Annotated in this window: 19 protein-coding genes; 9 read left to right on the top strand and 10 right to left on the bottom strand. The window is 64.0% G+C overall.

The features are described from left to right. The first annotated feature begins 1 nt into the window (after position 1). The 3 genes from AC56K1_RS19460 (at position 2) to AC56K1_RS19470 (ending at position 2427) form a co-directional block, all read left to right on the top strand. Entirely contained in the window at positions 2-733 is a 732-nt protein-coding gene (locus AC56K1_RS19460; protein WP_497159441.1) for an ABC transporter ATP-binding protein, read from the top strand. Then, the gene (locus AC56K1_RS19465) at positions 730-1914 is read left to right on the top strand and encodes an ABC transporter permease (protein ID WP_497159442.1); all 1185 of its coding nucleotides are present in this window, start codon (positions 730-732) and stop codon (positions 1912-1914) included. The genes AC56K1_RS19460 and AC56K1_RS19465 overlap by 4 nt, the downstream gene beginning before the upstream one ends. Positions 1915-2004: 90 nt before the next feature. Beyond that, positions 2005-2427 carry an OsmC family protein gene (locus AC56K1_RS19470; RefSeq protein WP_497159443.1) on the top strand — a complete coding sequence of 141 codons (423 nt, stop codon included), beginning with the start codon at positions 2005-2007 and terminating at the stop codon, positions 2425-2427. Positions 2428-2603: 176 nt separating this feature from the next. Here AC56K1_RS19470 and coq7 read toward each other — a convergent pair whose 3' ends face one another. Continuing rightward, positions 2604-3248, bottom strand: a complete 645-nt coding sequence (gene coq7, locus AC56K1_RS19475) for a 2-polyprenyl-3-methyl-6-methoxy-1,4-benzoquinone monooxygenase (RefSeq protein ID WP_497159444.1) — start codon at positions 3246-3248, stop codon at positions 2604-2606. Between the two features lie 76 nt (positions 3249-3324). Next, the gene (locus tag AC56K1_RS19480; protein WP_497159445.1) at positions 3325-3759 is read right to left on the bottom strand and encodes a hypothetical protein; all 435 of its coding nucleotides are present in this window, start codon (positions 3757-3759) and stop codon (positions 3325-3327) included. A 206-nt stretch (positions 3760-3965) separates the two neighbouring features. On the opposite strand from AC56K1_RS19480, the gene AC56K1_RS19485 reads away from it, so the two are divergent. Genes AC56K1_RS19485 through AC56K1_RS19495 form a run of 3 tightly spaced genes read left to right on the top strand, consistent with a single transcriptional unit; the run spans position 3966 to position 8698 of the window. Further along, positions 3966-4859, top strand: coding sequence for an ABC transporter ATP-binding protein (locus tag AC56K1_RS19485; protein WP_497159446.1), 894 nt, complete (start codon positions 3966-3968; stop codon positions 4857-4859). A 4-nt stretch (positions 4860-4863) separates the two neighbouring features. After that, on the top strand, positions 4864-8448 hold the full coding sequence (locus AC56K1_RS19490; protein ID WP_497159447.1) for a M1 family aminopeptidase: 3585 nt from the start codon (positions 4864-4866) through the stop codon (positions 8446-8448). A gap of 43 nt (positions 8449-8491) precedes the next feature. Next, positions 8492-8698, top strand: coding sequence for an addiction module protein (locus AC56K1_RS19495; RefSeq protein ID WP_497159448.1), 207 nt, complete (start codon positions 8492-8494; stop codon positions 8696-8698). Positions 8699-9159: 461 nt separating this feature from the next. Here the strand turns inward: AC56K1_RS19495 and AC56K1_RS19500 are convergent, their stop codons facing one another. The 7 genes from AC56K1_RS19500 to AC56K1_RS19530 form a co-directional block, all read right to left on the bottom strand. Then, complete coding sequence (locus tag AC56K1_RS19500) at positions 9160-9924, bottom strand: alpha/beta hydrolase (RefSeq protein ID WP_497159449.1); 765 nt, start codon at positions 9922-9924, stop codon at positions 9160-9162. 161 nt (positions 9925-10085) lie between these two features. Further along, positions 10086-10613: an HNH endonuclease family protein gene (locus AC56K1_RS19505; protein WP_497159450.1), complete on the bottom strand. Its 528-nt coding sequence runs from the start codon at positions 10611-10613 to the stop codon at positions 10086-10088. 88 nt (positions 10614-10701) lie between these two features. Next, positions 10702-12375 (bottom strand): methyl-accepting chemotaxis protein, encoded by a 1674-nt coding sequence (locus AC56K1_RS19510; protein ID WP_497159451.1) that lies wholly within the window; start codon positions 12373-12375, stop codon positions 10702-10704. A gap of 390 nt (positions 12376-12765) precedes the next feature. Next, positions 12766-15423, bottom strand: coding sequence for a DNA topoisomerase III (locus tag AC56K1_RS19515; protein ID WP_497159452.1), 2658 nt, complete (start codon positions 15421-15423; stop codon positions 12766-12768). A 276-nt stretch (positions 15424-15699) separates the two neighbouring features. Continuing rightward, positions 15700-16158, bottom strand: a complete 459-nt coding sequence (locus AC56K1_RS19520) for a Smg family protein (protein WP_497130143.1) — start codon at positions 16156-16158, stop codon at positions 15700-15702. 225 nt (positions 16159-16383) lie between these two features. Further along, positions 16384-17511, bottom strand: a complete 1128-nt coding sequence (gene dprA / locus AC56K1_RS19525; protein WP_497159453.1) for a DNA-processing protein DprA — start codon at positions 17509-17511, stop codon at positions 16384-16386. Between the two features lie 8 nt (positions 17512-17519). Next, a complete protein-coding gene (locus AC56K1_RS19530) occupies positions 17520-18626 on the bottom strand; it encodes a LysM peptidoglycan-binding domain-containing protein (protein WP_497159454.1) in 1107 nt (368 codons plus the stop codon). Positions 18627-18891: 265 nt separating this feature from the next. On the opposite strand from AC56K1_RS19530, the gene def reads away from it, so the two are divergent. Next, a complete protein-coding gene (gene def / locus AC56K1_RS19535) occupies positions 18892-19437 on the top strand; it encodes a peptide deformylase (protein WP_497159455.1) in 546 nt (181 codons plus the stop codon). A 13-nt stretch (positions 19438-19450) separates the two neighbouring features. Next, on the top strand, positions 19451-20401 hold the full coding sequence (gene fmt / locus AC56K1_RS19540; protein WP_497159456.1) for a methionyl-tRNA formyltransferase: 951 nt from the start codon (positions 19451-19453) through the stop codon (positions 20399-20401). A 150-nt stretch (positions 20402-20551) separates the two neighbouring features. Here the strand turns inward: fmt and AC56K1_RS19545 are convergent, their stop codons facing one another. Continuing rightward, positions 20552-20788, bottom strand: a complete 237-nt coding sequence (locus tag AC56K1_RS19545) for a BrnA antitoxin family protein (protein ID WP_497159457.1) — start codon at positions 20786-20788, stop codon at positions 20552-20554. A gap of 259 nt (positions 20789-21047) precedes the next feature. Between AC56K1_RS19545 and metH the strand changes: the two genes are divergently transcribed. Then, positions 21048-24815: a methionine synthase gene (metH, locus tag AC56K1_RS19550; protein ID WP_497159458.1), complete on the top strand. Its 3768-nt coding sequence runs from the start codon at positions 21048-21050 to the stop codon at positions 24813-24815. Positions 24816-24833 lie beyond the last annotated feature (18 nt).

Here is a 24833-nt window from a genome sequence, read left to right on the forward strand (position 1 = left end):
CATGATTGAAGTCCACGATGTACGCAAACAGTTCGGCGCCGTCAAGGCGCTGGGCGGCGTCAGCTTCACCGCGCGCGATGGCCAGATCACCGCGCTGCTCGGCCCCAACGGCGCCGGCAAGACCACCCTGCTGCGCACCCTGGTCGGGCTGCTCAAGCGCGACCACGGCAGCATCTCGATCGACGGCGTCGACCCGGAAAAAGACCCGATGACGGTACGCCGCTCAATCGGCTTCCTGACCGACCAGTTCGGGCTCTACGAGCGCCTCTCCACCCGCGAATACCTCACCTATTTCGGCGAGCTCAATGGCATGGACGGCCCCGCCATCGGCCGGCGCATCGATGAAGTATCCGCGCTGCTCGGCATGGAAGACATCCTGGCGCGCCGCAGCAAGGGCTTCTCGCAGGGCCAGCGCATCAAGGTCGCGCTGGCGCGCACCCTGCTGCACCGGCCGCGCCACCTGCTGCTCGATGAACCGAGCCGCGGGCTGGACGTCATGAGCACGCGCGCCCTGCGCACCGCCCTGGGCGCGCTGCGCGCCGACGGCTGCTGCGTGATCATGGCCACCCACGTGATGCAGGAAGTCACCGCCCTGTGCGAAGACGTGATCGTCATCGCCGGCGGCCACACCGTGGCCCAGGGATCGCCCGAAGAACTGTGCCGGCGCACCGGCATCGCCAACCTGGAAGACGCCTTCGTCAGCCTGGTCGGCACCGAAGAAGGAATCGCATGAAATCCCGGCTGCTGATCGTCTACCTCAAGGAATTGCGCGAAACCCTGCGCGACAAGCGCACGCTGGGCATGCTCGCCATGTTCACGCTGCTGTACCCGCTGATCATCGGCCTGACGATGCACCAGCTGATCGAAAAAAGCACCAAGACCGAGCGCGAAGGCGTCGACCTGGCGGTGATCGGGGCTGCCCGCGCCCCGACCCTGATGGCCCAGCTGGGCCAGAAGAACATCACCGTCAAGGACACCGCGCCGATGGACGAAGTGGCCATCGGCGAACTGCTGCGCACCAAGAAGGTGGCGGCGGTGCTGCGCCTGCCGGACGACTTCAGCGAGAACTACTATGCGATGCGCCCGGCCCGGGTCGAGGTCTGGTACGACTCGGCCGCCGAGAGCAATTCGCAGCGCCGCGAAGTGCAGGACGTGCTCGATGCCTACGGCTCGAACGTGGCCAGCGCGCGCCTGCTGGCGCATGGCGTCTCGCCTGCGGCGCTCACGCCGATCCACGTGCAGCGCTACGACACCGGCACCAACGCCTCGCGCTCGGCCATGCTGGTCGGAAGCATCATGGGCGTGCTGTTCCTGCCGGCCTTCATGCTGACCATGTCGGCCTCGGTCGACAGCACCGCCGGCGAGCGCGAACGCCGCTCGCTCGAAGTGCTGATGGCGCAGCCCGCGCACACCTGGGAGCTCATCGGCGGCAAGTGGCTGGCGGCCAGCCTGCTGGGCGTGGTCGGCGTGACCCTGGAACTGGTGCTGGCCCACATCATGCTCATGTGGCTGCCCCTCGAGGAGATCGGCATGTCCTGGAGCCTGGGCTGGGGCGACCTGGCGCTGGTCTGCATGGTGACGGCGCCGCTGTCGCTGCTGGCGGGCGCCCTGTACGTGGCGCTGGCCATGAATTCCAAGACCTTCAAGGAAGCGCAGACCATCCTGAGCTTCGTGATCATCCTGCCGATCGTCCCGGGCATCATCGTGTCCTTCCTCGACCTCAAGACCGCACTGTGGATGTATGCGGTGCCGATGCTGTCGAACCAGACCCTGATCAAGGAACTGTCCAAGGGCGGCGACCTCGGCGCCCTGCCCTTCCTGCTGACCTTCCTGTGCTCGGCGCTGCCGGCGCTGCTGATCGTGGCCTTCGCCAGCTGGCGCATGAAGAGCGAGCGCTACGTGCTGGCGGTGTAAGCGCTGTAGAAGTCCAATCCGCGGGGTGCCGGCAAGGGCGCCCCAGCTGCCTTACAATCACCGGCACTGGTTCAATAGCGGAGAAATCGAATGGAAGTGAAAGTCAGCTGGAACGGCCCGTCGGGCATGAGTTTTCGCGCCGAAACCGGCACCGGCCACATGGTGGCGATGGATGGCGCGCCCGAGGCCGGCGGCCACAACCTGGCGCCGCGCCCGATGGAGATGGTGTTGGTAGGCACCGGCGGCTGCACCGCCTACGACGTGGTCCTGATTCTCAAGCGCGGCCGCGAGGACGTGCGCGGCTGCGACGTCACGCTGCAGGCCGAGCGCGCGGAAACCGACCCGAAGGTGTTCACGAAGATTAACTTCCACTTCACGGTCACGGGACGCAACCTCAAGCCGGCGGCGGTGGAGCGCGCGGTGACGCTATCGCACGACAAGTACTGCTCGGCGTCGATCATGCTGGCGAAAACGGCGGAGATTACGCATTCGATCGAGATCGTCGAGGTTTGAGCGCAGGTTTCACGCGAGCTAAAACCTGGCCCCTAGCTTCAAGACCGTCATTGCCCCCACTGGGGGCAATGACTTCCCCGCGCAGGCGGGAATCCAAGTTCGTCGAGCAGCCGTAACGCACACAAAATTGGGTACCCGCCTTCGCGGGTACGACGGTTCATACGCCGCGGGCCCTATCAAATGTGATACGCCGTCGTCGTCATCACCTTCGACATCGCCGTCATCGCCATCCGCACCGGCGCCGGCATCTCGGAGGCGCCCAGCGCCTGCGCCGACGCGCCGTGGGCGATTTCATCGACCCGCATCTGCTCGACGATCGCGCGCGATTTCGCATCCTGCGGCGGCAGCTGTTCGAGATGATTGTCCAGATGGGCCTCGACCTGGCGCTCGGTCTCGACCACGAAGCCCAGGCTGTGCGGGTCGCCCAGCTTGGCCGCGATGCTGCCCATCACATACGAGCCGGCATACCACAGCGGATTGAGGATGCTCGGCTGCGAGCCCAGTTCCGACAAGCGTTCGGCGGTCCAGGCCAGGTGGTCTTCTTCCTCGCGCGCCGATTTCTTGAACTGGGCGCGGATCGTGTCGCTCTTGCCGAAGCGCGCCTGCGCGTCGTACAGCGCCTGGGCGCAGACTTCGCCGACGTGGTTCACGCGCATCAGGCCCGCGCTGTGGCGGCGCTCCTCGTCGCTCAGTTCGCAGTCGGTGGCATGCATGCCCGGGTTCGGGCGCGAGGAGGCGGCCACGCCGCCCACCACGCGCAGGGCCTTGTCGAAACCGGTGATCAGGCTGTCGAGGGGAGAGTTGGAACGGTAAGCGCTCATGGTGTGATCGATGCAGAATCCGAAAACATCATTATAGGCGCAGCGCCCGGGCGGCGACGCCCGGCTTGGCGTTTGCTCAGGCGCTGCCCTGCCCTGGGGCCAGCGCCTTCTGGCGCACCACCCAGTCGGCCAGCGGGCCATCCGGCTCGAGCCCCGAGATGTTCTTCGCCACGCCCAGGTTCAGCTCGAGCAGGAAGGGAATCGATTCGATGGGCAGGTCCGGGCAGTGGCGGCGGAAGGCTTGCGTAAAACGCGCGGACTCCACGGTCGGCATCACCTTCTCGCCGCTCATGTACTGCAGCACGCTGGCGATGCTGTGACCCTTGCCCAGCGAGTGGTAAATGAAGCGGTTGAACGCGCGGTCGACCACCTTGAAGTCGATCTCTTCCTGGGTCATCAGGCCGGCCAGGTAGTACAGCCCCAGCCCGACCCGGAACCAGTCGGTCGCCTCGCCCCGGTCGCGGCCTTCGCGCATCAATGCCAGCAGCTTGTCCTGGATGACTTTGTTCATGCCGTCATTATCCACGTTTCAGTCGCCAAGGCGAGCAATGTTTGCATACAGAAACTACTGGTGCGCCCTATCACCGGATTATGCAGTCTGGACCATTGAATTGTCCGTGCGTCGCAGAGAGGCCACAGATGGCGAGACAATTTAATACAATGCAAGTGTTGAAGGAAGTTTACACGCGTACATTGTTGTGGCGTCATGGAGCAAGCATGGAATTACGTATCCGCAATCTGTCGAAGACTTACGCCAATGGCGTGGTGGCGCTCGACCGTGTCACGCTGACCATCCCCGCCGGGATGTTCGGCCTGCTCGGCCCGAACGGCGCCGGCAAGTCGACGCTGATGCGTATCCTCGCCACGCTGCAGGAATGCGATTCCGGCTCGGTCTTCCTGGACGATATCGATGTCCTCGACGAGAAGGACGAGGTGCGCCGCATGCTCGGCTACCTGCCGCAGGATTTCGGCGTCTACCCGAAAGTGACCGCTTACGAACTGCTCGACCATTTCGCCCAGCTCAAGGGTCTGTCGCACAAGGGCCGCCGGCGCGAGGTGGTCGACGGCCTGCTGCAGCAGACCAATCTCTGGGAAGTGCGCAAGCAGCGCCTCGGCACCTATTCCGGCGGCATGCGCCAGCGCTTCGGCATCGCCCAGGCGCTGCTCGGGGACCCGCGCCTGATCATCGTCGACGAGCCCACCGCCGGCCTGGACCCGCAGGAACGGGTGCGCTTCCATAACCTGCTGTCCGAGATCGGGGAGGACAAGACCGTCATCCTGTCGACCCACATCGTGTCCGACGTGGCCGATTTGTGCGCCAACATGGCCATCATCAACAAGGGTCACGTGCTGCTGTGCGGCGACCCGCAAGACCTGACCTACGAGATCGAAGACTATATCTGGGCGCGCTTCGTCACCCGCCAGGAGCTGCCGCTGTTCCAGAAGCGCCACCAGGTGATTTCCACCCGCCTGCTCACCGGCCGCACCCTGATCCACGTGTATGCCGAGAGCGACCCGGGCGACGGATTCGAGCCGGCCCGCGCCAGCCTGGACGACGTGTATTTCGCCACCATCGCCGGCCGCCACAACGCAGCGGCAGCGACTTGCTGAAGCAATGAGCCCGCTCTTCGCCATCGCCCGCTTCGAGGCGACCCAGCGCCTGCGCCTGCTCTCGACCTGGATCTATTTCGGCATGTTCCTGGCGCTGGCGCTGCTGTGGATGGCGGCGGCCGGCGGCGTGTTCCGCGACGCCATGGTCACCTTCGGCGGCCGGCTCCTGATCAACGGGCCGCGCCAGGTCGCGCTGACCGCCTCCTTCCTCGGCTGCTTCGGGGTGATCGTGGTGGCGGCCGTGATGGGCCGCTCGGTGCAGCAGGACTTCGAGTACGACATGCACCATTTCTTCTTCAGCGCGCCGATCCGCAAGCACCACTATGTGCTGGGGCGCTTCCTGGGGGCCTACGCCACGCTGGCGGTGATCCTGTCGAGCATCGTGCTGGGCGCCTGGCTGGGCAGCTTCATCCCGGGCGTGGAAGCCGACCGCCTGGGCCCGGCCCCGCTGTCGACCTACCTGCTGCCCTACCTGTTCACGCTGCTGCCCAACACCTTCATCTTCGGCGCCCTGTTCTGGGTGCTGGCTGCACTGTCGCGTCGCATGCTGCCGGTCTACGTGGCCAGCATCGTCATGATGATCGGCTACATCATCGCGCCTTCGCTGGCGCGCGACCTCGATTACAAGACCTTTGCCGCGCTGATCGACCCCTTCGGCACCACGGCGCTGATCCGCCTCACCGAATACTGGCCGATCGCCGAGCGCAATAGCCGGCCCGTCCTCCTGGAGGGCGTATTCCTGGTCAACCGCCTGGGCTGGGTGGCGTTTGGCCTGACCGTCCTGCTGCTGGGCTACTGGCGCTTCCATACCACGGGCAGCATCGACCCGCGCCACAAGAAGGGCCAGGTGCTGGCGCCTGAAGAAACGCCGGCGCCGCTGTCGCATGCCGCGGCGAACACGCGCGAAGCGCCGGACTTCGCGCACCGCAGCCTGGCCTTCCTGCTCGTCAAGTCGGCCTGGTACAACCTGCGCGAAGCCACCAAGAACATCTACTTCCTGGCGCTGGCCCTCGCCGGCGGCCTGATCCTGGCGGCCAGCGCCATCGACCTCGGTTCCATCTACGGCACCTCCACGCAGCCGGTCACCTACATGGTGCTGGAGCTGATCCGCGACGTGTTCGAGCTGTACATGCTGGTGGTGACCACGCTGTTCGCGGGCGAACTCGTATGGCGCGAGCGCGAGGCGCGCATGTCGCAGATGCTCGACGCCCTGCCCGCGCCGACCTGGCTGCCCTTGGGGGGCAAGACGCTGGCGCTCATCAGCCTGCAGGCGCTGCTGCTGTTCATGGCGATGGTGGTGGGCATGCTGATCCAGCTGTTCAAGGGCTATTTCGGGCTTGAACCTGGCCTCTACCTGCGCTTCCTGTTCACCGTGCTGCTGCCGCAGTACGCTCTGCTGGCGGTGGTGGCGATCGCCATGCAGGTCATCGTCAACAATAAATACCTGGCCTATTTCATCCTGATCGCCCTGTACCTGATCGCCGGCACCGCCCAGGGCTATGGGCTGGACCACCCGATGCTGGTCTACGGCTATACCCCGCCCTTCACCTATTCGGCGATGAACGGCTTCGGCCATTACCTGGTACGCGAGCACCTGTTCCAGCTCTACTGGGCCGGCCTGGCCTTGATGCTGATGGTGGCGGCGCGCGTGCTGTGGGCGCGCGGCGTGGACAGCGGCTGGCGCGAGCGCCTGCGCCTGGCGCGCCGCAACCTGTCCGTGCCGGTGCTGGCGGGCTTCGGCCTCGGGCTGGTGGTGTTCGCGGGCACCGGGGCTCTGCTGGCGTATGAACTGTGCGCCGGCGGCTACCAGACCACGGTGCAGGTGGAAAAAACGCGCGCCGAATACGAGCAGCGCTACCGCCGCTTTGCGCAACTAGCGCAGCCGCGCATCACCGGCGTGAAACTCGACGTCGATATCCGCCCGGAACACCGCAGGCTTGGCGTCAAGGGCGTCTACCAGCTCGAGAACCGTAGCGGCAAGCCGGTCTCCGATATCGTCCTCTACCAGCAGCGCGGCGCGACCCTCTCGGTGCGCTTCTCGCGGCCGGCCCGGCAGGTAGCCGGCGACCCAGAGCGCGGCTTCTATCATTATCGCCTGGCGACGCCTTTGCAGCCGGGTGGGCGCATGGCGCTGGCCTTCGGCCTGGGCTACGCGCCACGCGGCCTGCTGGGACTGGGCAGCGAGACGCCGGTGGTGGGCAACGGCAGCTTCTTCACCAACGACGTGATGCCGCGCATCGGCTACCAGCCGGCGGTCGAGCTGCTGGACGACCGCGACCGCAAGCGCCATGGCTTGCCGCCGAGGGCCGCGATGGCCGCGCACGACGACGCGGCCGGGCGCGCCAACAACGGCCTGGGCGTGGACGCCGACTGGATCGGCTTCGAAGCCACCGTCAGCACCACCCCGGACCAGGTCGCGATCGCACCGGGCACGCTGGAACGGGAATGGATGGACAAGGGCCGCCGCCGCTTCCACTACCGGATGGACCGGCCGATCCTGAACTTCTACGCCTTCCAGTCGGCCAGGTATGAAGTGCGCCACGACCGCTGGCAGGACGTGACCATCGACGTGTATTACCACCCGGGCCACGACTACAATGTCGAGCGCATGATCCGCGGCGCCCAGGCAGGGCTGGACTACGCCTCGCGCCGCTTCGGCCCCTACCCCTTCCGCGAGCTGCGCATCGTCGAGTTCCCGCGCTACGCGGGCTATGCGCAAGCCTTCCCGGGCACCATCCCGTTCTCGGAAAGCATGGGCTTCATCGCGCGCATCGACAGCGATTCGCCCAAGGACATCGATTACCCGTTCTACGTCAGCGCGCACGAAACGGCGCACCAATGGTGGGGCCACCAGCTGGTGGGCGCCAACACCCGCGGCGCCAGCGCGCTGTCGGAGAGCCTGTCCGAATACACGGCGCTGATGGTCATGAAGCGCACTGTGGGCGCACAGAAGATGCGCCGCTTCCTGCGCTACAACCTCGACGCCTACCTGATGGGCCGCGCGATGGAGCGCCGCAAGGAACTGCCACTGGCGCAGAACGAGAACCAGGATTACGTCCACTACCGCAAGGGCGGCCTGGCGCTCTACCTGCTGCAGGACCTGCTGGGCGAAGACACCGTCAACGGCGCGCTGCGCGGCCTGCTGGCGCAGCACGCGCTCAAGGGCGCACCCTATCCCAGCGTCACGGTGCTGGTGGACGCCCTGCGCGCCGTGGCGCCGCTAGATAAGGCCTACCTGGTGAGCGACCTGTTCGAATCGATTGTCCTGTACGAGAACCGCGCCGACACCGCGGTCGCGCGCCAGCGCAAGGACGGCAAGTTCGAGGTGACGATCAAGGCCCGCGCCGGCAAGGTGCGCGCGGGCGAGCTGGGCGACGAGAAGCCGGCGCCGTTGAAGGATTACATCGAATTCGGCGTCGACGACCGCAACGGCAACCCTTTGGTACGCGAGCGGCGCCTGGTCGACCGGGCGGCGCAGACCGTGACGCTGGTCGTGAATGCCCGTCCGGCGCGGGCCGGCATCGATCCCGACAATAAGCTTATTGACAGAAAACCAACAGACAACATGGTTCCAGTCGACAACCTTTGATTCTCACGTTATTATCGAACCACTGTTTATTCGAAGGATCATCATGTCAAACGTGGTTGCCGAGATCGCTGAAAAGATCCAGCTGCTGAGCGAAGAGGAAAAACATACGCTGGTGCGTCTACTGCTTCAGGATATCGATGGTCTCGACGAGGACGCGGACGAAGCCTGGCGCAACGAAGTCGTGCGCCGCGTGAAGGCGATCCGCAACGGCGAAGCGGCCATCCGCGCGCTGCAGGAGTGGCAGGAGTAAGCTTCCAGACGCGCCATGTGGGCATCATGAAAAAACCGCGGCCCGACCGCGGTTTTTTTATTACTCTGCGGCGTGCTCCGCACCGACGAACTGACTGCCCTGTTCCGCAATGAAAGCGTAGTGCAGTTTGATCATTGAACGTCTTCAGCGAACGGAGAGGCGGACAGGTTGAGGGAAATGGTCGTGCATGGACTTATGAATTCCCCACAGGGCAAGGCACACGCGTCCGTCTCGACTTTAAGAATCTCATCGGCGCCTAGCATTTGAATTGCATCGCATGGCGGAAATCAAGAATATTGGAGGAAACGTGTTATTCAATAACTGTGTGAATAGATCGCAGCGAATATGAGCGTAAGGTGCGTGCATCATGTCTCGCCTTCTTTCCGAACGGGAGCCGTATGATCTGGCTCTGCAAGAGACGTGCACCATCCATCTCTGAAATTGAAGTGGTTTAGCAATGCCTATTTAGCCCAATGCAACGCGCGCAGATAATCCGGACTGTCCGAGATCGAGTTATGCCCGGTTTCCGGAATCACCTGCATGGTCGCCACGCCCTCGTTGAAATGCGCCAGCAGCCGCTGCGTGCTGTGGGCCGGGATGATCTCGTCGTCCGAGGCGGCAACGATCAGGGTCGGCGCCTTCACTTGCGGCGCATGGCGCCAGGTGTCGTAGCTGTCGCGCAGCAGCCAGCGCACCGGGAAATACGGGAACTGCCGGGCGGCGAGCCCGCGCAGGCTGTCGAAGGGCGTCACCAGCACCAGCTTGCTCACCGGACGCCGGCCGGCTATCTGCACCGCTACGGCGGCGCCCAGGCTGCGCCCAAGCACCACGATGTCATCATGCTTGCCCGCCAGCTGGTCCAACAGCGCCAGCGCATCGGCCACCAGCGCGTCTTCCGCCGGGTAGCCGGTGCTGCCGGCATAGCCGCGATAGTGCAGCAGGTAAAGGGAACGATCCGGATAGGCATGGTCCAGCAGCGGCAGGCTGACGCTGACGTCTTCGGCGTTCCCGCCTAGGTAAATGAGCGCCTTGCTGCCTGGAGCAGGCCGTTCCGAGACCTTAATGGTAGCGCCGGGGACGGCAAGCGCCGAGACCCTGGGAGCCTCGAAGGCTGCGGATCGGGGCGGAAAATAGATCAGCGAACGCTGCAGCAGAAACAGCGCAAGGCAGGCCGCTGCATACGCTCCCAAGGCCAGCAACAGGATGATGCCCAGAATCTTTTGCATGCAGCCAGCTTTATGCTTGTGACGATCGAAGGTACGTTATGCAATCAGTCATGCAGTCCAGCTTGGTAGAGGCCATACCTTCATTGCCCGGCCGAGCAACACGTCGCCGCGTTCCGCAATGTCTGCCTCGCTCCAGCTCCCTTTACTTTGCAGATAGGCATTCAGATTAAGCAGGCTGTATTTGCATATTTGCATATTTGTGTCTTTTTGCCTTCGACAATTTTGTCATCTTTGTGCGAGCGTGTATCGAGGAATGGCCCGTTGCTGACTGCACTATTCAAATTTTGCGTCAACAGGGTAAGGTTTCCGAAGCACTGGACAGCCAGATTTCGTAGGGCTAATTCTTCGTCTGATTCGTTCGCCAGAGGATAATGGGTCGTCCCCGCCCATCCTTGCGGCAAGATGTGTTCGACGCTGAGCTCGTCGACTGTCGCGGCGGCTCGCCACTCATGCTTTGCTGTTCGTTCCGCCACCTCAAGGGCGCGTAATACAGCTGCCGTCTTCGCCGGGCGTAATTCCTTATATACCTCCTGGCGATGGATCCAGGTTTCTGCCCGTTCTTCAATATCGGCCCACAATGGTGCCACTTGCTTTTCCAGCCTCCATACGTATCCGCGCTGGAAAACGGGAATGACATACTGCAACGGTGAGCTGAAAAACCGAACTGCTGAAGTTTTTTCTGGTTGCATTGGCTGTTCCTGACTTGACGCTGTGGCCCGGATTTTTTATGTCATGTACGCCATCGAGTTGTACTTTTCTGGCGCTTCCGACTGAGTCTCATTCTGTTGTAACGACCTCGGGCACCATCGAAACGATGTCCCGCTTGGCTTCCACTGCGGGGCGTCGATGTGGCAGTACCGCATTGACCATGGACTGTCGCAGCGACAGTTTTGCCGGCGCCTCCTGCGCCAGCTGGAAGGTCCCCACCAGCTGGGCCAGCCCGCTGGCCTGTTCGCGCATCGCGGCCGCGGCGGCGGCGGCCTGCTCGACCAGCGCAGCGTTCTGCTGGGTCACCTGGTCCATCTGCACGATCGACTGGTTCACCTGCTCGATGCCGTGGCGCTGTTCCTGGCTGGCCGCGGCGATCTCGCCGATGATGTCCGAGACGCGCTTGACGCTCGCCACCACTTCGTCCATGGTGCGGCCGGCCTGGTCCACCAGGCGCGAGCCGGCTTCCACGCGCGACACCGAGTCGCCGATCAATCCCTTGATTTCCCGGGCCGCGGCCGCCGAGCGCTGCGCCAGGTTGCGCACTTCGCCGGCCACGACGGCGAAGCCGCGTCCCTGCTCGCCCGCCCGCGCCGCCTCGACTGCGGCGTTGAGCGCCAGGATATTGGTCTGGAAGGCGATGCCGTCGATGACGGTGATGATGTCGGCGATCTTGCGCGAGGCCTGGTTGATCGAGTCCATGGTCACCACCACTTCGGCCACCACTTCGCCGCCGCGCAGGGCGGTGTCGGCTGCGCTCGCGGCCAGCTGCTTGGCCTGGCGCGCATTGTCGGCGTTCTGTCTGACGGTCGAGGTCAGCTCTTCCATCGATGACGCCGTCTCTTCCAGCGAACCGGCCTGCTGCTCGGTGCGTGCAGACAGGTCCTGGTTGCCGGCCGAGATTTCCTGGGCGGCGATTTCGATCGCCCCGGTGCCGGCCCTGACCTTCGAGACGATCGCCACCAGCGAGGCGTTCATGGCCTTGAGTGCGGCCATCAGTTCGCCTGCTTCGTCATTGGTGCGCACCTTGACCTCGGCGGTCAGGTCGCCCTTCGCCACGCGCTCGGCCAGCGTGACGGCGCGGCGCAGCGGGATACTGATGTTGCGGCCCAGCTGGTAGGCCATGAAGACCGCCAGCACGGCCGCAATCATGCCGCCGCCGACCAGGGTGCGGCGCATGGCCGAGCGGGCGACGACGATCGCCTCTTCGCGCTGCGCCAGCAGGCCGTGTTCGGTCGCGCGGATCTGTTCGACCAGACCGCGCATCGCATCCATGCCGGCCTTGCCCTTGCCTGCCTGGACCATGGCGACCACCGCCGCCAGGTCGTCGCCCACCGCCGCGCGGCGCAGGGCGATCACGGGATCGATGGCCTGGGCCAGCCAGGTGCGCTGGTGCCCTGCAAGCTGCTTCAGGCGCTCCTGCTGGACCTCGTTGTCGCCCATGAGCGCCAGCGCCATGTCGATGTGCTGGCCGAAGGCCTGCTTGCCCGCAAGATAAGGCTGGAGCGCGCCTTCCTGGCCGGTCAGGGCGTAGCCGCGCTCGCCGGTTTCGATATTGACCAGCGCCTGCATCGCCCCGTCGACCTCGACCAGTGACTGGTAGGTGCGCACGTTCGCATCGGTGGCGGAATCGAGCGCGGAAACGTTCGCATAGGCGATGGCGACGACGATGCCGGTGATGCCGATCAGGATGCCGTAGCCGAGATACAGCCGGGTCGCGATTTTCAGGTCGGAGAGCTTCATGGGTTCAGACAAATAAATAGTTATAAGAGTAATGCCCGGGGACCGGGCAGGCCACATGATAAAACTTCAAGCTTTAAGGGCTTGCCTGATTATTACTTGAAGAAGTGATACTGGAAAGAAAAATATTGCTTACTGGTAGTACAAGCTGTTGTAGGGAATGCACGCTTTGCGTGGCGAATAAAATGGCGATGGGGGGTGTGCGCAGGACTCGGCCGGGCGTCATTGCCGCCAGTGGCGGGAATGACGGTTTTAGGGTAACGGTCATGGTCGAAGTCGCCGGCTGCGAAATGATCCACCCCTCACCAGCATCGCCCCGGCGAAGGCGGAAACCGCGGGTGCAAAAAAAAACGCGAACCCTCAGGTTCGCGTTTTTCGATGGAGCAGTGCTGCTTATTTCTTCAGCGCCGTCGCAATCTTCTTGGCCGCCGGTTTGCGCGCCGCCGCCTTCTTGGCTGCCGGCTTGGCCGCAGCCTTGGCCTTGGCCGGCGCCTTGCGCGCCGCCTTCACCGGCGCCGCGCCCTCGCCTTCGGCACCGTCGGCGCCATCGGCAGCACCCGCCTTGGGCTTGGCCCCCGGCTTGGCCTTGCGCTCCTCGAACTCGAAGCTGACCTTGCCGTCCTTGCCGCGCACCAGGAAGGCCTTGAACGCGCGGCGCGTACGCTGCGACACGAAGCCCGGCAGCAGGTCGGTCTTGCCGTCCACCAGCAGCTTGGCCATCTGTTCCGGCAGGATTTCCTGCTGCAGGATGATGCGTCCGCTGCGGAAGTCACAGGTCTTCGGCTTGGCCATGCTGTGCTCGCACACATAGGCCAGGCCCATCTCGAACACGCCTGCCGCGCACTTCGGGCACGGGCCCAGCGCGGTCTGGCCGGTGAAGTCCACGCCCTCGCCTTCCTCGCCTTCCTGGTCCTGGCCGAAGTCGAATTCGAGCTTGAAGTTCTTGATCTCTTCGTCACGCACGATACGCAGGATAGCCGCGAACGGACGACCCATCTTGGAACGGAAACCCTGCAGCGGACCGATGGTGCGGTTCTTCAGCAGCTCTTCGACTTCATTGATCTCGAACTGGCGGCTGCCCGGCGTCTTCGACATCGAGAATTCGCACTTGGTGCAGGCAAAGCGCCGGTAGTTTTCCTTGACCACGCCGCTGCAGTTCGGGCACGGCGTCTGCAGGGTAGCGTAATCGCCGGGGATGGTGTCGTTGCTGTATTCCTTGGCGCGCTTGACGATAATCTGGGTCATCTGCGCGATCTCGCGCATGAATTCCTCGCGCGAGATCTTGCCCTTCTCCATCTGCGACAGCTTGAATTCCCATTCGCCGGTGAGCTCGGGGGCGGTCAGTTCGTTCACGCCCAGGCCGCGCAGCAGCGTCATGAGCTGCGAGGCTTTCGCCGTCGGGATCAGCTCGCGGCCTTCGCGGATCAGGTATTTCTCGGTCAGCAGGCCTTCGATGATGGCAGCGCGCGTGGCCGGCGTGCCCAGGCCCTTGCCGGCCATGGCGTCGCGCAGCTCGTCGGAGTCGACCAGCTTGCCCGCGCCTTCCATCGCCGACAGCAGCGTCGCTTCGGAGTAGCGTGCAGGCGGCTTGGTGACCAGGCCATTCGCGGTGATCTTGTCGGTCAGGACCTTCTCGCCCTTCTGCACCGGCACCAGGTTGGCGCCATCCTTGTCGTCGGTCTGGGATTCCTTGCCATACACCGCCAGCCAGCCCGGATTGGTCATGACCTTGCCTTCGGTCTTGAACTGGTGGCCCGACACTTCGGTGTAGCGGGTCGTGACCAGGAACTCGGCCGGCGGGAAGAACACGGCCAGAAAGCGGCGCGTGACCAGGTCGTAGAGCTTCTGTTCCGGCTCGGTCAGGTTCTTCGGCACCACGCCGGTCGGGATGATCGCGAAGTGATCCGAGATCTTGGTGTTATCGAAGATGCGCTTGTTTGGCTTGACCCAGCCGTTCTTGGTGACCTGCTTGGCGAACTGGTTGTAGTTGTTGGTGTCGGCCAGCGCACCCATCGTGTCCTTGACGGTCTGGACGTAGTCTTCCGGCAGGTGGCGCGAGTCGGTACGCGGATAGGTCAGCACCTTGTGCTTCTCGTACAGCGCCTGGGCCAGGCCCAGCGTGTTCTTGGCCGAGAAGCCGAAGCGGCCGTTGGCCTCGCGCTGCAAACTGGTCAGGTCGAACAGCGCCGGCGCCATCGAGGTGGTCGGCTTCGATTCCTCGGTGACCACGCCCTGCTTGCCGCGACAGGCAGCCGCGATCGAATCGGCGGCAGCCTTGCTCCACAGGCGCTCGGCGCGCTTTTCCGGGTCGTTCTCGTCCTTCTTGAACGCCTGGTCGAGCCAGCGGCCTTCATAGACGCCGGCCGCGCACACGAATTCGGCGCGCACTTCCCAGTAGTCGCGCGAGACGAATTTCTTGATCTTCTCTTCGCGCTCGACCACGATTGACAGGGTCGGCGTCTGCACGCGGCCCACGGTGGTCAGGTAGAAGCCGCCCTCTTTCGAGTTGAAGGCGGTCATGGCGCGGGTGCCGTTGATGCCGATCAGCCAGTCGGCTTCCGAGCGGCAGCGCGCGGCATCGGCCAGCGGCAGCATTTCGTCATCGGTGCGCAGCTGCTTGAAGCCTTCGCGGATCGCATTGGCCGTCATCGACTGCAGCCACAGGCGCTTGACCGGCTGCTTGGCCTTGGCGTTCTGCGCGATCAGGCGGAAGATCAGTTCTCCTTCGCGGCCCGCGTCGCATGCGTTGATCAGGGTGGTGACGTCCTTACGCTTGATCAGCTTGTTCAGCACCTTGAGGCGCGACTCGGTCTTGGCGATCGGGTTCAGCGCGAAATACGGCGGGATCATCGGCAGATGGGTAAAGCTCCACTTGCCGCGCTTGACGTCGTATTCTTCCGGCACCGCGATCTCGAGCAGGTGGCCGACGGCCGACGACAACACATATTCGTCGGATTCGAAATACTCATCGTGCTTGGTGAAGCCGCCCAGCGTCTTCGCGATGTCGTTCGCGACCGACGGCTTCTCGGCGATGATGAGGGATTTGGTCATAGTTTTTCGTACTTGCTTATATATAGTGTGGGGCCCGGCTTGGCCGGTCGGCCACGCGCATCATACATGCTTGCGAGCCTGTCGGCGGTTCAACGCCGTAGTGTCTGTATGGTAACTGTCTGGATTGAGCGGCCAATGATAAGCGCGATGATGCGCATACCGCAAGTGCACATTCGGCAGGTGTCGCGCAGCATGGCGTGGCCAGGATGCGCGTCAAGGGTGCGCCAGAAATGAAAAACGGGGCTCGAAGCCCCGTTGTGTATTCTGTCGCGCCGCCTAGTGCAGCAGCCGCGGTTCCTGCTCGTCGTCGTCGCCGAACAGGTCGTCGAACATGAGCGCATCGGGTTCCTTGCCCTGGCTCCACAGCACCATCAGCACGATGATCTTGAGCTTGCCCAGCGCCACCGGCGACTCGTCGCAGGCCAGCGCGCGTTCGATGACGATCTCGCGCTGCGTCGGGCTGAGCACCTTGGCGCTCTCGAGGAACTGGATGAAGCCGATCGCGGCGCTGCCCAGCTCGATGTATTCCTCGTCCACGTAATAACGTGTGCCGGTGCAGGCATCGATGGCGTCGGTAACTTCCGCTTCGGTCAGCCCGGACAGCCAGTCCAGCGCTTCGGAAATTTCGATGTCATCGAAACCGACGGCGGACAGCTTGCGTGCCAGGGCCGCCGGCTCGGGGCAGGCGTCAGGACGATAGTACGTCTCGTAGAGGTAGACCAGGATGTCAAACATAGTGTCGCTACTGTAGCAGCTAAGCTCATCGCGGCACAAGAGTGTCTCGCAGCGGGGCGCGCGGCCGATAAAAAACGTTGTATCGAGGCCTTATCCGTTCGTACAGTTTTCCTTGTTTACTGCCGAATCAAGGCCAACCATTCCACCTCAGCATCTCAGGAAGAATACGCTTTTTCGCATCAATCCATGCAGGATGAATATGGGAGAACCGGCATGCTAAGTGGTTCAAGCGATCCGGACCACCCGCTGCACCCGGCCGCCAGGCAAGCGTTCGACCAGCCCGGCCAGCTCCAGCGCCAGCAGTTCGCCCGCCAGCAGGGCCGCATCGCCGTCGGTGCAAGCGAGCAGTTCGTCCGGCTCAACCGGATCGTGGCCCAGCGCATCGAGCAGCGCCCCGTTGCCGGACAAGCCTGCTGGTGCGGGGCGGCGCGCCAGCGGTGACATCTGCATGGCCTCCAGCACCTCGTCGACGGTCTCGACCAGGCGCGCGCCTTCGCGGATCAGCTGGTGACAACCCTTGGCCAGTGCCGAGTGGATCGAGCCTGGCAGCGCGAACACGTCCCTGCCTTGCTCGGCCGCCAGTTGTGCCGTGATCAGGGAACCCGACTGCGCCGCCGCCTCGATGACGAGCACGCCGGCGGTCATGCCGCTGATGATGCGGTTACGGCGTGGGAAATTCCCTGCCATCGGCGGCGTGCCGATGGCATATTCGCTGAGGATGCAGCCTTCTTCGGCGATGCGGTGGGCGAGTGCGCGGTTGCGCGCCGGATAGACGCGGTCGATGCCGGTGCCAATGACGGCGATCGTGGAGCCGGCCCCGCGCAGCGCGCCTTCGTGCGCCGCGGTATCGATGCCCAGCGCCAGGCCCGACACCACGCACAGGCCGGCCTCGGACAGCGACCGCGCAAACCCTTCCGCGTTCGCGCGGCCTTGCGTGCTGGCATTGCGGCTGCCGACCACCGCGACCATCGGCGCATCGAGCAGCGCGCGCCGCCCTTTTATATAGAGCAGCAAGGGCGGATCGGGAATATGCCGCAGCAATTCGGGATAGCCCGGGTCGTGCAGGGTGAGGATGTGGTGCAGCGGCTGGGCCAGCCAGTGATGGGTGGCATCCAGCAATTGCGCGAGTTCGGGCGACATGGGCCCGCACAGCGCCGCGGCGGTTGCCGCCGGCACGTGCGCGGCGAGCGCCGCATGGCCGGCACGGAAGATCGCCGCGGGCGAACCGAAGGCGCCGAGCAGCAGGTGGGCCGTCCGGCACCCCACCCCGCTCGCCTGCTCCAGGCGGATCCAGTCGGCGACGGGTGAAGGAGAGGCGCCACTGCTGGCGGGATGGGGGGCCGTGTCCTGCACGGTAGGGTTTACTCCGGTGAGCGGGCCACGTCGCCGACTTCCACCGGCGCTGTCACTTGCATGATCAAGCCGTACGAGACGTTCTTGAACACACGGAAAATGAACAGGCTGCCATATTGCTCGTCGGGCAGCTTGATGTTCTGCTTGCCGATGCCGAGCACGCCTTTATGGGCCGGGTCGACCATCGTTCTCCCGAGATGATAAAGCTGCAGCACGGAGCCGACATCGAGTCCGTCAAGCGAACCCCGATTGACAGTGATCACCTGGCTCTGGCCGGCATAGGTCACGCCGGCGTAGATCGACATCACGCGTGCGTCGACCGGCTGGAGCGGCGGGTGCGGCATGTAGTTGCGCACCGGCGCCGGCGGCATCGGGATCAAGAGATCGCCCACGCCGATTTCCTGGCGCGTTTCGGTGACGCGGAAGGTGTGCACGTCCACGCCCGGTTTTGCCTCGGTATCGAGCGCCACGCTGCCCAGGTAGGCGGCTTCGCGCGCCAGCACCTTGCGGGTCTGGGGATCGCGCAGGATGCCGCCCGGACGGAAGACCTGGAAGCTGGTGCCGCCCTGCAGCGTGCCCTTCACATACACGCGGTCGCCGGCGCCGAGAAAGACGCGGCCTTCCTGCGAGGCCACGATGCGCGGCGCGCCAGCCAGTTCATCGGCCTCGACCACGAGCGGCTGGGTCAGGTAGGGCTCGATCATGCCGGCCGGGATCGATTGCACAGCGTCGCGCCCGAGCGATTCGGTGCGCACCTGGGGCGAGAGTTTCGTGATTGGCGGCTCACCGCGGCCATCGCCGCCCGGGCGGGTCAGCGACAGGCGGCCGCGCGCGCGGTCGAAATAGATGACCTGACCGGGATAGATCCAGTGCGGATTGCGAATTTCGTCGCGGTTCATGCCCCAGACCTGAGGCCAGCACCACGGGTTCTGGAGGAAGGTGCCGGAAATATCCCAGAGGGTATCGCCCTTGACCACGACATGCTGGTCGGGCGCATTCGGGCGGAACGCGCACTCGGCGGCCTGGACCGGGCTGGCCATGCTTGCTGCCGTCGCGGCACATGCAACGAGCGCCACTGCAGCAGCGCGGGTCACGACTGTGCTAAAATTTTTCATTGAGACGTCCGTTGTTGCGTCCGTAAATTGCGGCTTTTACACCGGATCGCTGGCAGCGTGCGTCACCAGACCCCAGCAAATGCGGAGCCCGACAGCACGATGCGCCGCTCCCTGATCGTAAAAGGGTTGCCGTACTGAATCAAATTCTGCACACAATTCCCCGAACTAGCAAGACAAACCGCGTCCTGCAAGGCCGGACGAGTGTTGCATTTTTGGTCGAGCCGCAACCCGATTAAACACCACCTATTCCTGAATCTCCCTGACTATGGCCTTACTGAATATCCTCCGCTACCCCGACCCGCGCCTGCACAAGATCGCCGCTCCGGTCACTGAATTCGGCACCGAGCGCCTGCGCCAGCTGGTCGCGGACATGGCCGCCACGATGTACGACGCACCCGGCGTGGGCCTGGCCGCCACCCAGGTGGACGTGCACGAGCGCGTGATCACCATCGACGTCTCGGAAACCAACGACAACTTGATGGTCTTCATCAACCCGGAAATCACCTGGGCCAGCAACGACAAGCAGGTCTACGACGAAGGCTGCCTGTCGGTGCCGGGCATCTACGACGGCGTCGAGCGCCCGTCGCGCGTCAAGTGCAAGGCCTTTGACGTCGACGGCAAGGAATTCGAAGTCGAAGCCGACGGCCTGCTGGCCGTGTGCATCCAGCACGAGATGGACCACCTGGTGGGCAAGGTCTTCGTCGAATACCTGTCGCCGCTCAAGCGCAATCGCATCAAGGCCAAGCTGCAGAAGGAAGAACGCGGCATGGAGCGCGAGGCCGCGCTGAAGGCCGCCGGCCGCCGCTACTGATCCCGGCGCCCCCATGAAAGTCGTTTTTGCGGGCACCCCCGAGTTCGCCGCTTGTGCCCTGCGTGCCCTGCACGAGGCCGGCTTCGAGATTCCCCTGGTCCTGACCCAGCCCGACCGCCCTGCCGGGCGCGGCATGCAGTTGCAGGCATCCAGCGTGAAACAATATGCGCTGGCGCACGGCATGGACGTCGCGCAGCCGCTGTCCCTGCGCATGGATAGCAAGGACCCGCAGCGTGGCCTCGAGGCGCGCGCCGCCCACGAACGCCTGTTGGCGCTGGACTACGACGTGATGGTGGTGGCGGCCTATGGGCTGATCCTGCCGCGTGCCACGCTCGACATCAAGCCCTGCATCAATATCCACGGCTCGCTGCTGCCGCGCTGGCGCGGCGCCGCGCCGATCCACCGCGCCATCGAGGCCGGTGACGTCGAGACCGGCGTGACCATCATGGGCATGGAGGAAGGGCTCGATACCGGGCCGATGATGCTGATCGAGCGCGTGGCCATTCAAGACAGCGACACCACCGGCAGCCTGCACGACAAGCTCGCCGAGCTGGGCGGTCGCATGATCGTCGAGGCGCTGCGCAAGCTCGAACAGGGCGCTCTGGAGGCAGTCCCGCAGCCGGAAGAAGGCGTGACCTATGCGGCCAAGATCACCAAGGAAGAAGCGAAACTCGATTTCAGCCTGCCGGCCGGACTGCTGTGGCGCCGGGTGCGCGCGTTCAATCCCTTCCCGGGTGCGCACGGGCTGGTCGACGGCGTGACGGTGAAGATCTGGAATGCCGAGCTGGCCACAGGTAGTGGCGCACCGGGGCAGGTGCTGGCCGCGGATGGGCAGCAGGGGATCGTGGTGGCGTGTGGAGAAGGTGCGCTGCGGTTTACTGAATTGCAGAAGCCGGGTGGCAAGCGTTTGCCTGCGGTGGAATTCCTGAAAAGCTTCCCGTTAGCCGGGTTGAACTTTTCATAGCGTGGGCGGCTGCGCCGCCCACGCGGTCAACACGCGGTAGCACGGACGTGCTGTGGCGTGAATGGGTTACCTATCACCGCGCGGGCGGGAGACCCGCCCACCCTACGGTACACCGATTACTCGGCATATTTGGGCCTACGCCCCATCACATCACTTGTCGTATTCCGCCGCAGCAGCGCGCTGCGCATCCATGTGCTCGCGCAGCACCTGGTTGATACGGGTCTGGTAGCCCGGACCGGCAGCCTTGAACCATTCCAGCATGTCCACGTCGAGGCGGATCGTTACGATCTGCTTCACGCCATTGATCATTTGCTGCTTCGGTGCCACCGCCGGTTCGTCATCACGCATCACCGCTTGGTCCCAATCCGGTACATATTCTTTGTTCATACTTTATCCCGTTAAAAGCATCGCCAACAATGTGTCGATGGAGTAATTGTCGTCCGTGTCTGTAACGTAAAGATTGCGGATACCCCGGGTTTTGTAACGTCATGTATCAGTTCACGTTTTACTTACATAAAGATACAAACACAAAGCCACAAATCGGCGCCTCCAGAGGAAATGGGCGCCTTGACGTATAATTTCAGACCGCCCAACAGTAACGGCCCCCATCAGCTCTCCTTGCCGCTTGTCCAGAAAGTCGCCCACCATGAACGCCCGCCACGCCAACATTTCCCCGATCGACGCCCAGCTGCGCGAGATTCTGTCGCGCCGCATCATGATCCTGGATGGCGCGATGGGCACCATCATCCAGCAGTACAAGCTCGATGAAGCGGCCTACCGCGGCGAGCGTTTCGCGGACTTTGCCGCCCCCGAAGGCGTGGGCAACCGCGAGCTTTTCGTGAAGGGCAATAACGAGCTCTTAACACTCACCCAGCCGCAGATCATCCAGGAAATCCACGAGCGTTACCTGGCTGCCGGCGCCGACCTGCTCGAGACGAACACCTTTGGCGCAACAAGCGTGGCCCAGGACGACTACCACATGGCGCATCTCGCCTACGAGATGAACGTGGAAGCGGCCAAGCTGGCGCGTGCGGCCTGCGACAAATACTCCACGCCGGACAAGCCGCGTTTCGTGGCCGGCGCGCTCGGGCCGACGCCCAAGACCGCATCCATCTCGCCGGACGTGAACGACCCGGCCGCGCGCAACGTCACCTTCGACCAGCTGGTCGCCAGCTACCATGAGCAGGTAGCAGGCCTGGTCGATGGCGGCGCGGATGTGCTGCTGGTCGAGACCATTTTCGACACCCTGAACTGCAAGGCCGCGCTGTTTGCGATCGACCTGTATTTCAACGAGCGCCCGGAGCTGCTGCGCCTGCCTATCATGATCTCGGGCACCGTCACCGATGCCTCGGGCCGCATCCTGTCGGGCCAGACCGTGCCGGCCTTCTGGAACTCGGTACGCCACGCCAAGCCGCTGACCATCGGCCTGAATTGCGCGCTGGGCGCGGCCCTGATGCGTCCCTATGCGGAAGAGCTCTCGCAAATCGCCGATACGTTTGTCTGCATCTACCCGAATGCCGGCCTGCCCAACCCGATGAGCGACACCGGCTTCGACGAGCTCCCGGCCGATACCTCGGCCCTGCTGCGCGAATTCGCCGACGCCGGCTTCATTAACATCGCCGGCGGCTGCTGCGGCACCACGCCCGAGCACATCGCCGCGATCTCCAGGATTCTCGAAGGTCACGCGCCACGTCAAATTCCGGAAATCCCGGTCGCGATGCGCCTGTCGGGCCTGGAGCCCTTCACTGTCGACGACAGCTCTCTGTTCGTCAACGTCGGCGAGCGCACCAACGTCACCGGTTCGAAAGCGTTTGCGCGCATGATCCTGAACGAGCAGTTCGACGAGGCGCTGTCGGTGGCGCGCCAGCAGGTCGAGAACGGTGCACAGGTCATCGACATCAACATGGACGAAGCGATGCTCGACTCGCAGGCAGCCATGACACGCTTCCTGAACCTGATTGCCTCCGAACCCGATATCTCGCGCGTGCCGATCATGATCGACTCGTCCAAATGGAGCGTGATCGAAGCGGGCCTGAAATGCGTGCAGGGAAAGGCCATCGTCAACTCGATCTCGATGAAGGAAGGCGAGGATGAATTCATCCGCCAGGCGCGTCTTTGCCGCAGCTATGGCGCCGCCGTAATCGTGATGGCGTTCGATGAGAAGGGCCAGGCCGACACCTTCGCACGCAAGACCGAGATCTGCGGCCGCGCCTACAAGGTGCTGGTCGAGCAGGTGGGCTTCGCGCCCGAAGACATCATCTTCGATCCGAACATTTTTGCCATTGCCACCGGCATCGAAGAGCACAACAACTACGCGGTGGACTTCATCGAAGCCACCGCCTGGATCCGCAAGAACCTGCCGCACGCGAAGGTGTCGGGCGGCGTGTCGAACGTCTCCTTCTCCTTCCGCGGCAACGACCCGGCGCGCGAGGCGATCCACACCGTCTTCCTGTACCACGCGATCAAGGCCGGCATGACCATGGGCATCGTCAACGCCGGCATGGTCGGCGTCTACGACGACCTGTCGCCCGAGCTGCGCGAGCGCGTCGAGGACGTGGTGCTGAACCGCCGCGAGGACGCCACCGAGCGCATGATCGAATTCGCCGGCACCCTGAAAGCCGGCGGCAGCAAGCAGGAGCAGAACCTCGAGTGGCGCAACGCGCTTGTGGAGAAGCGCCTGGCGCACGCGCTGGTGCACGGCATCACGCAGTGGATCGTCGAGGACACCGAAGAGATGCGCCAGCAGGTTCTGGCTGCCAACGGCCGCCCGATCCACGTGATCGAAGGCCCGCTGATGGACGGCATGAACATCGTCGGGGACCTGTTCGGCCAAGGCAAGATGTTCCTGCCGCAGGTGGTGAAATCGGCGCGCGTCATGAAGCAGGCCGTGGCCCACCTGGTGCCCTTCATCGAAGAAGAAAAGGCGCTGGAAGAAGCCCGTACCGGCATCGTCGCCAAGCCCAAGGGCAAGTTGGTGATCGCCACGGTGAAAGGCGACGTGCACGACATCGGCAAGAACATTGTCTCGGTGGTCCTGCAGTGTAATAACTTCGAGATCGTGAACATGGGGGTGATGGTGCCCTGCTCGGACATCCTGGCCCGCGCCAAGGCGGAGAACGCCGACATCGTGGGCCTGTCCGGCCTGATCACGCCTTCGCTGGAAGAGATGGCCCACGTGGCCCGCGAGATGCAGCGCGACCCCTATTTCCGCGAAAGGAAAATCCCGCTGCTGATCGGCGGCGCCACCACCAGCCGCGCGCACACGGCCGTGAAGATCGCGCCGCACTACGACGGCCCGGTGGTCTACGTGCCGGACGCCTCGCGTTCCGTCTCGGTGGGCCAGTCTCTCCTGACGGACGACACGCGCGACGCCTACATCATCGAGCTGGCGCAGGACTACGAACGCATCCGCATCCAGCACGCCAACAAGAAGGCGCTGCCGATGCTGACCCTCGAGCAGGCCCGCGGCAACCGCGCACGCCTCTCGTTCTCGCCGGTGAAACCGAAGTTCATCGGCCGCCGTATCTTCAAGAACGTGGAGCTCGCAACCCTGGCGCGCTACATCGACTGGGGCCCGTTCTTCCAGACCTGGGACCTGGCCAGCCCCTACCCTGCCATCCTCACCGACGAAGTAGTCGGCGAGGCCGCCAGCAAGGTGTTCGAGGAAGCGCAGGCGATGCTCAAGAAGATCATCGACGGCCGCTGGCTGACCGCCAACGGCGCCATCGCGCTGCTGCCGGCGAATTCGGTGAACGACGACGACATCGAGATCTATGCGGACGAGTCGCGCAAGGACGTGGCCTTCACCTGGCATGGCCTGCGCCAGCAGGGCGTCAAGCCGGTGGTCGATGGCGTGCAGCGCCCGAACCAGTGCTTGGCCGACTTCGTCGCGCCGAAAGACTCCGGCGTGGCCGACTATATCGGCATGTTCGCGGTGACCGCGGGCCTGGGGATAGAGAAGCACGAGCAGCGTTTCGAAGCGGCCCACGACGACTATTCGTCGATCATGCTCAAGGCCCTGGCCGACCGCCTGGCCGAGGCCTTTGCCGAATACCTGCACGAGCGCGTTCGCACCGATTTGTGGGGCTATGCGGCGGGCGAAGACCTGAGCTGCGAAGCCCTGATCAAGGAAACCTACAGCGGCATCCGCCCGGCGCCGGGCTATCCGGCCTGCCCGGAGCACACCGTGAAGGCCGAGCTGTTCAGCACCCTCGAGCTTGAGGAGATCGGCATGGAGCTGACCGAGTCGTATGCGATGTACCCGGGCGCGGCCGTGTCGGGCTTTTACTTTGCCCACCCGGAATCGAAGTATTTCGTGGTCGGCAAGATCGGCGACGACCAGGTCGAGGACATGGCCAAGCGCCGCGGCATTGACAAGGCCGAGCTCGAACGCCATCTGGCGCCGAACCTGTAATTCCCTTACCTGCCGCCG

The organism is Telluria sp. ZB4P37 (assembly GCF_059685855.1).

What these genes read in the sequence shown, in the direction of transcription:
- AC56K1_RS19500 (WP_497159449.1), bottom strand. Translation starts at nt 9,924, where the DNA reads ATGCAAAAGATTCTGGGCATCATCCTGTTGCTGGCCTTGGGAGCGTAT.
- def (WP_497159455.1), top strand. Translation starts at nt 18,892, where the DNA reads ATGGCCTTACTGAATATCCTCCGCTACCCCGACCCGCGCCTGCACAAG.
- AC56K1_RS19505 (WP_497159450.1), bottom strand. Translation starts at nt 10,613, where the DNA reads ATGCAACCAGAAAAAACTTCAGCAGTTCGGTTTTTCAGCTCACCGTTG.
- AC56K1_RS19515 (WP_497159452.1), bottom strand. Translation starts at nt 15,423, where the DNA reads ATGACCAAATCCCTCATCATCGCCGAGAAGCCGTCGGTCGCGAACGAC.
- coq7 (WP_497159444.1), bottom strand. Translation starts at nt 3,248, where the DNA reads ATGAGCGCTTACCGTTCCAACTCTCCCCTCGACAGCCTGATCACCGGT.
- AC56K1_RS19545 (WP_497159457.1), bottom strand. Translation starts at nt 20,788, where the DNA reads ATGAACAAAGAATATGTACCGGATTGGGACCAAGCGGTGATGCGTGAT.
- AC56K1_RS19510 (WP_497159451.1), bottom strand. Translation starts at nt 12,375, where the DNA reads ATGAAGCTCTCCGACCTGAAAATCGCGACCCGGCTGTATCTCGGCTAC.
- AC56K1_RS19495 (WP_497159448.1), top strand. Translation starts at nt 8,492, where the DNA reads ATGTCAAACGTGGTTGCCGAGATCGCTGAAAAGATCCAGCTGCTGAGC.
- AC56K1_RS19490 (WP_497159447.1), top strand. Translation starts at nt 4,864, where the DNA reads ATGAGCCCGCTCTTCGCCATCGCCCGCTTCGAGGCGACCCAGCGCCTG.
- AC56K1_RS19520 (WP_497130143.1), bottom strand. Translation starts at nt 16,158, where the DNA reads ATGTTTGACATCCTGGTCTACCTCTACGAGACGTACTATCGTCCTGAC.
- AC56K1_RS19465 (WP_497159442.1), top strand. Translation starts at nt 730, where the DNA reads ATGAAATCCCGGCTGCTGATCGTCTACCTCAAGGAATTGCGCGAAACC.
- fmt (WP_497159456.1), top strand. Translation starts at nt 19,451, where the DNA reads ATGAAAGTCGTTTTTGCGGGCACCCCCGAGTTCGCCGCTTGTGCCCTG.
- AC56K1_RS19460 (WP_497159441.1), top strand. Translation starts at nt 2, where the DNA reads ATGATTGAAGTCCACGATGTACGCAAACAGTTCGGCGCCGTCAAGGCG.
- metH (WP_497159458.1), top strand. Translation starts at nt 21,048, where the DNA reads ATGAACGCCCGCCACGCCAACATTTCCCCGATCGACGCCCAGCTGCGC.
- AC56K1_RS19470 (WP_497159443.1), top strand. Translation starts at nt 2,005, where the DNA reads ATGGAAGTGAAAGTCAGCTGGAACGGCCCGTCGGGCATGAGTTTTCGC.
- AC56K1_RS19530 (WP_497159454.1), bottom strand. Translation starts at nt 18,626, where the DNA reads ATGAAAAATTTTAGCACAGTCGTGACCCGCGCTGCTGCAGTGGCGCTC.
- AC56K1_RS19480 (WP_497159445.1), bottom strand. Translation starts at nt 3,759, where the DNA reads ATGAACAAAGTCATCCAGGACAAGCTGCTGGCATTGATGCGCGAAGGC.
- AC56K1_RS19485 (WP_497159446.1), top strand. Translation starts at nt 3,966, where the DNA reads ATGGAATTACGTATCCGCAATCTGTCGAAGACTTACGCCAATGGCGTG.